The 11898-nt window shown below is 39.6% G+C and carries 12 protein-coding genes and 1 pseudogene; 1 reads left to right on the top strand and 12 read right to left on the bottom strand.

Annotation, left to right across the window (positions count from 1 at the left end; genetic code table 11):
* Positions 1-12: 12 nt before the first annotated feature.
* The 11 genes and pseudogenes from AC1D7X_RS03065 to AC1D7X_RS03015 form a co-directional block, all read right to left on the bottom strand.
* Positions 13-977 (bottom strand): annotated as a pseudogene (locus AC1D7X_RS03065) (glycoside hydrolase family 43 protein).
* 74 nt (positions 978-1051) lie between these two features.
* On the bottom strand, positions 1052-1885 hold the full coding sequence (locus AC1D7X_RS03060; RefSeq protein WP_495456367.1) for a carbohydrate ABC transporter permease: 834 nt from the start codon (positions 1883-1885) through the stop codon (positions 1052-1054).
* 1 nt (position 1886) lies between these two features.
* Positions 1887-2780 (bottom strand): carbohydrate ABC transporter permease, encoded by an 894-nt coding sequence (locus AC1D7X_RS03055; RefSeq protein ID WP_495474637.1) that lies wholly within the window; start codon positions 2778-2780, stop codon positions 1887-1889.
* A gap of 64 nt (positions 2781-2844) precedes the next feature.
* On the bottom strand, positions 2845-4176 hold the full coding sequence (locus tag AC1D7X_RS03050; RefSeq protein WP_495474636.1) for an ABC transporter substrate-binding protein: 1332 nt from the start codon (positions 4174-4176) through the stop codon (positions 2845-2847).
* A 301-nt stretch (positions 4177-4477) separates the two neighbouring features.
* Positions 4478-4912 (bottom strand): GNAT family N-acetyltransferase, encoded by a 435-nt coding sequence (locus AC1D7X_RS03045; protein ID WP_495456370.1) that lies wholly within the window; start codon positions 4910-4912, stop codon positions 4478-4480.
* A 169-nt stretch (positions 4913-5081) separates the two neighbouring features.
* Positions 5082-5495, bottom strand: a complete 414-nt coding sequence (locus tag AC1D7X_RS03040; protein ID WP_495456371.1) for a hypothetical protein — start codon at positions 5493-5495, stop codon at positions 5082-5084.
* Between the two features lie 172 nt (positions 5496-5667).
* A complete protein-coding gene (locus AC1D7X_RS03035; protein ID WP_495456372.1) occupies positions 5668-6213 on the bottom strand; it encodes a nucleotidyltransferase family protein in 546 nt (181 codons plus the stop codon).
* Between the two features lie 68 nt (positions 6214-6281).
* Positions 6282-7079: an ABC transporter permease gene (locus AC1D7X_RS03030; RefSeq protein WP_495474635.1), complete on the bottom strand. Its 798-nt coding sequence runs from the start codon at positions 7077-7079 to the stop codon at positions 6282-6284.
* A gap of 65 nt (positions 7080-7144) precedes the next feature.
* The gene (locus AC1D7X_RS03025) at positions 7145-7945 is read right to left on the bottom strand and encodes an ABC transporter permease (RefSeq protein WP_495456374.1); all 801 of its coding nucleotides are present in this window, start codon (positions 7943-7945) and stop codon (positions 7145-7147) included.
* A 22-nt stretch (positions 7946-7967) separates the two neighbouring features.
* Positions 7968-8981: an ABC transporter ATP-binding protein gene (locus tag AC1D7X_RS03020; RefSeq protein ID WP_495474634.1), complete on the bottom strand. Its 1014-nt coding sequence runs from the start codon at positions 8979-8981 to the stop codon at positions 7968-7970.
* Between the two features lie 217 nt (positions 8982-9198).
* On the bottom strand, positions 9199-10554 hold the full coding sequence (locus tag AC1D7X_RS03015; protein ID WP_495474633.1) for an outer membrane protein assembly factor BamB family protein: 1356 nt from the start codon (positions 10552-10554) through the stop codon (positions 9199-9201).
* Between the two features lie 265 nt (positions 10555-10819).
* On the opposite strand from AC1D7X_RS03015, the gene AC1D7X_RS03010 reads away from it, so the two are divergent.
* Positions 10820-11125 (top strand): hypothetical protein, encoded by a 306-nt coding sequence (locus AC1D7X_RS03010; protein ID WP_495456377.1) that lies wholly within the window; start codon positions 10820-10822, stop codon positions 11123-11125.
* Between the two features lie 130 nt (positions 11126-11255).
* Here AC1D7X_RS03010 and AC1D7X_RS03005 read toward each other — a convergent pair whose 3' ends face one another.
* A complete protein-coding gene (locus tag AC1D7X_RS03005) occupies positions 11256-11453 on the bottom strand; it encodes a YwbE family protein (protein ID WP_068531721.1) in 198 nt (65 codons plus the stop codon).
* Positions 11454-11898 lie beyond the last annotated feature (445 nt).

Here is an 11898-nt window from a genome sequence, read left to right as displayed (position 1 = left end):
TAATGCCTCATTTCATTCCTCATTCCCATCTCGAACAGGCACCCCAAAATCCGGGAAGCCATCCTCATTCCAATGGAAGACTTGAGCACGGGTATGGCGGTTTGGATCATAAAGAGGGTCACCTATGATTTCTTTATAATTACGAGCATGGTAGATGATCACATCTTCTCCGTCCTCATTGACTGTGAAGCTGTTATGGCCTGGACCATATTGTCCATTCTCTTCACTCGTCTGGAATACGGGATCTGGCAATTTGGTCCACGACGAGGGTTCAATAGATCAGTATCTTCATTCGCTACCAACAGTCCCATGCAGTAGTTAAAGTCAGTTGCACTACACGAGAAACTGATGAATATGCTCCCGTTACGTTTCAGTATAGCTGGACCCTCATTTACCTTGTACCCGATATTCTCCCATGCATGTTCGGGGGTAGAGATCATAGTCTGCGGTCCCGTTAATGTCCAGGGATTACACATTTTTGAAATATAGAGATTAGAGTTACCTGGAATATTTGGATCCTTCTGCGCCCATACGAAATACTGGATACCTTGATGTTCAAACGAAGTCGCATCCAGAGCGAAGGATTCCCAAGCTGTTATCACTTGTCCCTTCTCATTCCACGTTCCTTCCAAAGGGTTGAAAGATTCATTCTCCAATACATACATACGATGGTCGAATACCCCATCCTTCGTCTCTGTTGTATGAGTAGCTGCGAAATATATGTACCATTTACCATCAATAAAGTGAATTTCAGGTGCCCATATATTGATACTCATTGGGCCGAACTCATGCTTATACCATACGACTACTGGCTGTGCCTCAGGTAACTCCTGAATCGTTGTTGCTCTCCGCACTTCGATCCGGTCATATTCCGGCACAGAAGCCGTGAAATAATAGTAACCATCTGTGTGCTTATATACCCATGGATCCGCTCGTTGCTCAACTAGTGGATTGATATAGTTCTTATTTGTACTCATATATGATTTCTCCTTTGTTCAAGTCGCCACCTTAATTACTCGAGACATATCTATACATACAAATCCAGATCAACTTATCCTTTCACCGCACCTGCTGTCATGCCATCGATAAAGTACTTTTGGAAAGCTACGAATAGAATAAAGATAGGCAGAATAGAAAAAAACGATCCTACGATAAGCAGATCATAATTGTTCCCATACGGCGTAAGTAACGTCTTCAAACCTATCGGAAGTGTATATTTCGTATCGCTGCTCAGAACCATAAATGGCCACAAGAAATTATTCCAACTATTCATTCCATTTAGAATCGCCATAGCCGCAAAGGACGGCTTCATAATAGGCAGAATCAACCGAATATAGATTCCATATTCACTAGCCCCATCTACCCTACCGGCTGAAATCAATTCTCTAGGAATTCCTCTTAAATATTGTCTGAAAAAGAAAATCGTTGCCGCATTCGCAATCCCCGGTAGAATAATAGCAGCATAGCTGTCCATCAACCCCAGCTTGTAGGTCAAAGTATAAAGAGGCAATAACAATATCTCAAAAGGAACCATCATGATTAGCAAGACACATATAAATAGAAAGTTCTTGCCCTTAAAGTCATATGCTGCAAACCCATAAGCTACTGTAGCACTTACGATCAACGTCAAGGCTACTTGTACAACCGTTAATACAATCGAATTAACAAACCATGTAAAGTACGAATGATTTCCCGTAAATAAATAGTTAAAGTTATCGAAATTCATAACGGATAGATCAAACTTCAAGTTAAGCCCATATCGGATCAAATCTTCACCTGGCTTAAAAGAAGATATGGTAACTGCGTAAAATGGTAATAGAATCAGAACACTAAGAATTACAAAGAAAATGAAGAGGATTATTCGAATTACATTCTCCTTTTTCATATTAATCCTCCTTCTTAAACATGCCACTAAAGGATAGTTGTGTTAGATTAATGATCATCGTAATGACCAATAGTACAATCCCCACAGCTGCGGCATATCCCAGGTTATTCTTCTCAATCCCTTGACGATATAAATAACCTACGATGGTAAGTCCAATATTCTTGGGAGAGTTATTTCCATTCCACAGCATCATACTCTCGATAAACATCGATAGACCGGCATAGATACTGATCGTTAGCACATAGATTGTGGTAGGTTTCAATAAAGGCATCGTTATTCTCGTGAACTTCTGGAATGCGGATGCTCCGTCAATAGAAGCAGCTTCATAATATTCATCCGGTATATTCTTCAATCCTGATAGAAAATAGAGCATATTAACACCTGTCCACCTCCAAGTGGCTAGCGACAGTAACGCAATAAATCCTGTCACCTGTCCCTTCAGAAATTTCGTGGGCTCAATTCCGAATATACCTAGTATATTGTTGATCATCGACCCTTCCATTTCCCCAAACATCAATCTGAAGATCGTTCCAGCTACAACCACTGAAGTAAGGGCCGGAAAGAAAAAAGCCGATTTGAACAATCCCCTACCCCACATGAATTTATTGTTAATCAGTACTGCAAAGAGCATCGGAAATGGAATTAAGACCACCAATGTCAGGATCATATATATGGCACTGTTATAAATCGATTTTAAAAAAATGCTGTCACCCATCAATTTGGTGTAGTTATCTACACCTATCCAACTTGCTTCTTGACCAAGTGTTACTTTTTGAAAACTCATTTGGAATGAATTCGCTAGAGGGTATACCCAGAATACGATGAATATAATGATAAAAGGCAACACAAATACGTAAGGAGCGACCTTCTGTGAGTATAGGAATCTTTTTATCATCACCTTACTCCTTTATAATAGAGCTACCCTGATTAAGAGTAGCCCCTATTTTTTTGCAATCCTGTTATTTCAACTCTTGCTCAATCTGCGCTTGGGCATCATTTAATGATTGTGTAATATCTTTACCATCTTCAAAGATTTCATTGAATGTAACTGTATTAAGAACGTTATTAATCGTTGGTGATACGGATGTGGACTTAATCAACTTGATTTCATCTCGAATTTCATTTAATACATCAAACGGATTATTCACAAAATATTTCACGAACTGATTATCAGGATTATGTGTAACATCTTTCATATCCCACACACTCATATTGATCGGATCGAACCCGAGCGTGTTCCATATTTCGATATTGGCATCTAGTGATAATTTGGCATACGCTGCAAATTCTTTTGCCAACTTAACGTCTTTAGCTGTTTTGGTCACCACAGTCCCCGTTCCGCCACCACCATATGATCTAGGCATTCCTTTTTCAAATACCGGAAGTGGTGCTAAAGCAATCTTACCCTGCAGATCAGCCATGTAATTCGTATATCTCGACATCTGCCACAAAGGCATGAAAGCTGTAACGTAATTCCCCGCATTGTATTCACCATACGCTTCTTCCGTATCCGGTTGGCCACCGGCGATTGTAGATACAACATTGTTTTCTTGCAGATCTTTCAGCATGCTCATAGCTTTAATCATTTGTTCTGAATTAACTTTCGGTTTCCCAGAATCATCTACGAAATCAACACCTTGTTGCGCTAGCAACAACGAAGCCTGCCATCCTGCACTTGTATCTGCTGTACCCATGTATTTTCCGGTTTTTTCATATACTTGAATCCCTGCTTTTTTAAAATCATCCCATGTCACAATATCCTTATAGTTGACGCCTGCTTGCTCCAATATTTCGGTATTATAAAAGGCGACGGTTGCTCCTACATGAGTGGACAATCCATAGAGTTTTCCTTCTTTGCTGTACAGATCCAATTGAGATTGGACAACCGATTCTTTATATTGCTCAGCTACATCGTTCAACGTTTCTAACTGCGGTGTTCCTGCCAAAAAGTCTGGAAATTTCCCAAGCTCAATATCTGCGATATCTGGTGCTCCTACACCCGTCTGAACTGCAATGGACAATTTATTATGCATATCATCATAAGGCATGACAGTAACATTCAACTTGATCTGACGGTCTGGGTTGACTGTATTCCATTTCTTAAGCATCTCTTCAAAATGTTGTCCATGTAACTCTACAAATGTCCAATAGGATAGCTCAGTTGCCGTCTCGCCTGCTCCACCATCTAGAACTGAAGTCTTCCCATCCGCATTATTGGATGACTTGCCACAACCCGCTAGAAACAGCAACATGGAGATAACCATAACCCCAATCAACCACTTTTGTTTCATGTATAACCCTCCTAATAATTGTGATATCACATTGTGTAATGCCATCTAGATAATCATTCAAGTCACGCTAGATGTATTCGCTTTCAAAATAAAAAATAACGTTTATGAAAACATATATATTAATTAGTTCATGTATTTATGAATATAAATTACTTATTAACGTTTTTATAAATGATTCCACCCCTTTTCAGAAAAAAATCTGAAAAATCGTTTACAAACATCTAAACTAAAGGGCTTATCAGAACAAAAAAAAAAGACCATCCAGAGTACTCTCCTTCGGTCTAATTCTTCTATCCTATGATTATTCTTCGTCTTCGTCCTCAACATCATAAATACATCTAAATCGTTCCACACCCGGATATGTCTCACCTAGACTGATAACCACAAATCCAATATTACGATAAAAGTCTACGGCATCCTCATCGGTTTCTGCGATCATCTGAGATGGCTTCTGAGCTTTAATTAACTCAAAGAATATTCCCCGTCCATATCCCTTCAGTCTATTCTCTGGCAAGACAGCCAAATGGTGAACCGTGAGGACTCTATCCCCATCCATCTCAAAGCCGATTAATCCAACTAATAGCTCCTCATCCTCAAAGCCATACAACTTCAATGAGTCCGTCTCCTCATAATGTTGTACCGCAGTTCTTAAGGACTTATCATCTGGAAAAACAGCGTAAGAGAGTAGTTCTGCTACTTCCGGTTTGTGAATATATGATTTCACGTTAATTAACATATGGTGTATACCTCCAGCAAATGGGTTCAAATCACAATAGCTCCATTACGTTACTTTAAAGGGTTTGATGGAGAATATCAACTAAGACGCACCTTATGTGATTGAACTTCTCATATATTGTCTGAATCAAAACAAAAAAGAACATGCTCTGTACATGTTCCTCATCATGTTATAGTTTATGAAAAAAGGTAGAACTTAGAAAGTGATGAGCACTTGAAAAATCTACTTTATTATCTTTTTGCGGAAACAATATCACCATTTCATTCATATGAAGCTTAACTTCCCCTTCATGAACTTCATAATAATAATCGACTATTAGTTTGTATGTATTGTCTTTCGTAAGGACCGTCATTTCTTCTCTTGAAGTATCCTCCAGGAACGTATACCCACTCTTCCTACATAGCTCTTTCATTCTCTTAGAAAGTAAATGACGAGCGTCTGCAGTCTCTCCTGTTATGACAACAAGTGGTTGCTCATCTAAGTATATAGCGATATGTCTTTTTTCTAAAGAAGATACCACAAGACTTGGCTTTGCTTCGACCATCTTTTTTTCACTTTTGAACAATCTGGTGAATTTACTCAAATCAATCGGCTCCCTTCCTTTTATGCTCCTTATCACTAATATAGTTTCGCTGATAGGAGGTAATTCCCTTTAATCATTCTAACAACATTTAACAGTTAATGAAAATGATATTCAAAAACAACAAAAAAGAGGCAAATTTCTCAACCTCTTCCACCATGACTTTCCTATCTCATTATTCACATAAAGTAAGATTCGGCCATTGTGTCAGCCATTGCTTTTCTGTCACTCTTTTCATGAAATGAGCTGTATCGAAGTATCTTGGAGATTGCCTTACCTTTAATTGAAATAGATCATCCAGACCCAATGGAGAAATAACCTGTATATGATCTAACCCATCAAGATACACTCCAACAGCCGTTGCTGTCTCTAGCCAACAACTCATAGCGTCACTTGTTGAATCGTAAGGAGGTACATGATTCCGTAGATGCATGCGTGCTTGATTCTTCACGGACCAACCCTCTTTCTTATCCTTCATAATCAACGTTAAGCTAAGAAACTTGTCCCTCTCCTCGGATAGATCTGTAGGGTCATAATAGATCACATCCATATCATTCAACGGTGTCTCATGCTCATACCCATGCAGAGCATCCCATACACGATTTCGTACATATCCTGCAGCGATACAACTCTGTGGAAGGTTCAATTCCCGAACAAGGTCGAGGTCCTTACGAACCTGTGCACAATCCATAATTTCCTTTACTAGTTGAATATATTTCATCGATATTAGTCCTCCCCCCTAAGGATTCAAGATCTTAAGCAAGCATTCATAAATCCATCAAAATCGCTCTAATTCCCTGTGCTTTCATATCGTGAAAGTCCCACACGGAATATGCCATATGCCGCGAACGCACTAATTACAGCTACTACGGGTGCTAACATCCACCAACCGTACCAGTCACTTTTATCAAAAATATAGGTAGCAGGATAGAAGCTAATAAATGCATAAGGAATGAACGTCGTAATAAAGATACGTATTCCCTGATTAAATATGGTAATCGGATACTTAGCCATATCGGCTAAGCTATGCACCATTAATGGGAAGGCATTTCCCGCATTTCGAATCCAGAACGCTGCTGAATTGCCTGCTAGATTAATAGATACACGAATGATAATCGCTGTGATCATGAGCAGAAGGATAATCCCTACTTTGGCCACGGACCAATCTATATTACCATGGCTAAACGCTTGCCACACAATCACACTTCCAATAAGTAAATTCCCCATGCCGTTTATACCAATTCCCGTACAGAAAATTTGCAAAATCACCGGGACAGGACGCAATAAATATCGGTCCAACTCTCCTCGGTTCACAAGCCCACCCATCCTCCACGTTCCTTCAAAGAATAAGGATGCAATGCCTTCTGTTAGAAATATCATCGCATACATAAATGCCACTTCCCAGAACTGCCAACCATTGATATCTGGGATCCGATCATAAATGACCCATAAGAAGATAAAACCAAGTGCCTGAGTCAAGGCTGCCGAACACATCAATATGTAGAAGTCCTTGTTATACTCTAAGATTGACTTGAGTTGCTGGATATACATTCTTTTATACAAAAAAAGAATTCGTGAAAGCTGCATCTGATCTCGCCCCATCTCACCTGTATTTAAAAGTTAAATATGCGCGTTGACTGTAATCTATCCTATTAACCACCATGTATGGTCACTTGACGAACAGCCCAACTCCACATCCATTTACCTGCCATCCATAACAAACATCCCCACAAACATTGAACTCCGATCAGCTTCAACATCTCATAACTATCGGTTTGTTGTAAGAAGATCACCGTTGGTGTATGAATAATACTCTGAAAGGGAAGAAACATCGCTAAGTTCTCTAACCAGCCTGGGAAGAATGCCAACGGTACCAAAGCACCCGATAGTAAATTGGTAACCGCAATACGAGTTAATACGACCCCCATTGAACCCGTTGACCAGAAACATAGCAAAGCTGCTAAATAAACGATGCCGAATTTCACGATCATTGCAGCAAACATACTTACGAGAAATAATAACCAGACCCACGGTGAATGTGGGATCGTGACACCCGGAGTAAATAACATGAATGTACCTATAACGATGGCACTCATTCCGCCTTCTAGTACACTTGATCCTAATGTTTCTGCAAATCTCGCACTTTGAAAATCAATCGGTTTCAGTAAATCCGCTGCGACACTACCGTCTAGTATTTTGCCAGATACCGATGTCTCGGAGTACCAGGAAAGAATTGAGTTTGCTAGAAAAGTCACGAGTAAATACGTCTTCATCTGGTCCCATGTGTATCCTCCGAGCTCAGCTCGTCCGCCATAAATACCTTGCCATAGAAAATAAATAGCCAATAAGTTCACGAAATTAGACGCAACCGTGATGATATAGGATGTTCGATAGGCTAATACATTTTGTAGAGAACGATTCGAGATACTTTTATATTTTTTGATATTTACCATGAAATTAACGTCCTCCTTACAGTTACAACGTCTGATTTAAATCCAAATTCCCATCATAGACCGCTTTAATGACATGTTCGATATCAGACTCTTCCATCCGGAAATCCTGTATTTCCCCATGCTTCATCACCCGACTGACAATATCACTCGCGGTATACTGGTATCGATCAAATGAGATGGAGAACTCTAACTCACTAAGGACGTCCAGTTGTAATTCTGGAATTTCTGAGATTTCTGCCAATAATAACGGACGAGGGGATGTCACTTGGAAAAAAATACGTCGATCTTTCGCAAAGTGACGTTTCACTTGTTCTAAGGTACCGTCATATATGATCGATCCTTGATCGATGATAATCAATCTTTTACATAAATCTTCGATATCACCCAGATCATGTGTAGTAAGCATCACTGTCGTTTTTTGCTCTTGATTAATTTTCTTGATAAACTCGCGAATTCGTTGTTTGACAGATACATCCAATCCAATCGTCGGCTCATCTAAATATAGAATTGGTGGATTATGTAGAAGAGAAGCAGCTAGATCAGCACGCATACGTTGACCCAGAGAAAGTTTTCTAGCGGATAAATGAATGAACTCATTCATTCCTAGCATCTCAATGAACTGATCCAGATTCGATTTGTATGTAGCTTCAGGAATTTGATAAATATCCTTAAGTAACGAGAATGATTCTACAATCGGAATATCCCACCATAACTGTGTCCGTTGACCGAAGACCGCTCCAATCTGCTGTGCGTTCTCCATTCTTTTCTTATGTGGATTAATACCATTAACGGCAATCGTGCCAGAGGTCGGCACAAGAATGCCTGTTAACATCTTAATTGTTGTCGATTTACCTGCCCCGTTCGGTCCAACATAGGCGACAGATTCTCCTGCTTCTATGGTAAGATCCAGCGGTTTTACAGCTATTTTATCTATGTATTTTGGTACTACTAAATGTTTCAAGGCCCCTTTCAAACCAGGTTCCTTCACAGCTTGTCGGAATGACTTAGTTAATCGTCTCACTTCAATAATACTCAATGGATGTTCCTCCTAATTCGTATAAATGCTGTAGAGAAGCACCCGTAAATATATCATAGCCTCGTTGTCGAATACCCAAGTTATTTGTCGATTAGAAACGTTCTCACATTTGAAATAGGATAGTTTGTCACAAGTACGAAGTACGTAAAAAAAGAAGAGATTTCTGTCCCCTCTCCTCTCGCAAAACATATTATTGTGACATTATTTAATGACTTACTTACTTTAATGCGGTTGGAATAGTCACTCCTATTAATTTACCCTCTGCTTGGATGATAGCCATCTGTCCCGTCTTTAAAGTAGGTCCATAGTTTCTAGAACCTGTTATCACGCTCAATACAGAACTTGTGGTTAATAGATTATACGCATAGAACACTCCATCTGTCTGCGCTCTGTATATCCCATTCCCATAGATATCAATTTGTGCCGCCGGATTGTCGCCGTACCACCCAATCTGTTGGCCATCATTAAGCTTCATCCCTGATAGAAGCACATCAGATGAACTTCGGAAGAACATTCTTCCTTGATGAAGTGTCAGTAATGGGGGTTTGACCTCAGAAGGAGCATTCCATTTCTGAACGGGCTTACCATCTACCTTATAATTAGCGAAATCATACTTCGCAATGACGTTACCTTGAAATACATACAGATCATTGCCGTCAACGAACATGGATCCGTTCATTCCACCTTGCAGACCCGGATTATAATAATCAACTGGGAGCTTCCATTTATAAATCCGCTCACCCTTCTTTTCACCTGTTTTCACATTAAATACATTCATAATATGGTGACGCTCATACATCGTATTCGTATCCAATGCGTAATTATAAGAAACCGAATACATAAGTCCATCTTTCACGGCTATAGGGAAACTCTGATGCGAAATCTCCCATCGTTTCTTACCCGTTTGTTGATCAAACCCATCCGTTTGAATATAGGATAGTGCCCCTTGCACCACAAAAGAACGAATCACAACCCCATCTGATTCTATGATATCCGTTCCTGAACCTCCCACTGAAGATAGCTCATCTGCAGACCAATTCAATTTTCCGGTCTTCAGATCAATCGAATGTGTTGTTTGGGACTGGAGAACATATAATGTGTCATTTCGAGGTATAAGAGTTCCTTCACCCATGATTGTGGTGGAAGATAACCATTTTTTCTGACCAGACTTGGCATCGAGCGCGTAGATTTTATGATCTTGAGTCAACCCGATCAGTATCCCCTGATGATAGATAATTATAGGTTGCAGTTGGGCACCATATGACCATATTTTCTTACCTGTGACCGCATTTACAGCAATCAACTTTTTATTAACGAAAGCGAACACTTTCCCTTCTTCAGCTACAGCCTTTTGTTGAGCCATGTCTGAGTTTACACTAGTTGATTTGTCTACCGTAAAAGTCCAAGCTGGCATCACCAGGGGAACCTCTAATTTATTAACAGAGTTTTGTATAGAGATGACAGCCTTATCAGCAGATACCGTACTATTTGTGGAGAATACGTTAAGAAATACGGTTAGTATAGCAAGCAATACTATACCTGTTTTGGTCCACTTTTTATGCCATGATGACATTGAATACACCTACCCTTTCTTAAATTCATCTACCTTATAACGCGAATAATATTCATAAAGTTACAAATGTTTGTGGGAGCTTTGAGTCTTTGGAGAATTTAGAGAATTTAGAGCATTTAGAACCTATAGAACCTCAGAAGCTTTAGACCCTTGAGAATCTTTAGAATCTTTAGAATCTTTAGAACCTTAGAACATACAAAATAGAATCTTACATACAACCCATGTATAATGAGTAGTAATAAACAGATAGGGATGAACAGCAGATATGGCATTTGGTATAAAAAGAGAAGAACTATTACAGTGGAAAGCTGCCGTAAACAGAGGCGAAATTGCCTACCTGACTCATTATTGGATCGACCCTCGATTTCCAAATTTCAATACCGTTACAAAAGTAGGCTGTGCGGATGTAAATCGCCTATCGGAATGGTGTATCGCTCATGACTTACCACCTAAATATATTCATAATCGAACGACGTTTCCACATTTCGATCTTCTCGGTCCTAAGCAGCGAGAGATATTAATAGAAGAGAATTTGTGGGATCAATTAGAACGTTTTGGGATGATGCAATAGCATCTCATCACATTTAATGCACAAGACAAAGGCAGATTAGAACTTGATTAACCAAGTTCTAATCTGCCTTTGTTATGTTCACGGATATCAATGTAATTGTTATGTTCACAAATATTCATTCGTTACCTAGTTATTTCTGGATAATATGTTGCACGCGTCCAACCTGTCCACTGGTTAAACGAACTTTAATCCCATGAGGATGCTTCGGCGAATTCGTAAGAATATCTTTAACGATTCCTCTAGTTAACTTACCCGTTGGTTGATCTTGTTTCAGTACGATATCTACTTCAAGTCCTGCGGATATGGTTGATCTTAGTTGACCATTCATTGTTATTCACTTCCCATACGTCATTTATTCATTCTATATATTGAAGTATGTCCAATCCAAATGCGACAGGGCTTATCAGGATACATACGACGAGACCTGCTACTCCAACATCATAAACGATACAGTAACTACCTGGTTTATGCAAACAGAGGTGGAATCTTATATCCTGATGAACATACATCACCTCATATGAGGACAACCTCCAATACTCCTGTTACTTTTCCGCGAGAGCCCAACTTCCCACGTTCTAACTGGAGTTTCTCCCATTAACTCATCCATTCTCCGACACTTTGGCTCTATACAAACGAATTAGCTGGAATACTGGACCACCGTCAAGAAAGTAGACACTCCGTTAAGAAATTTATTATGCATTCTTCTTCTTTTGAAAGAGCGCAGCAAAGCGAACCGGCGATAAATAACCAAGTTTACTGTGGATTCGTTTACG

It is taken from the genome of Paenibacillus sp. Y568 (genome assembly GCF_059445545.1).
The sequence above is the reverse complement of the archived record's forward strand: the minus strand, read 5'-3'. Positions and strand labels throughout refer to the sequence as shown.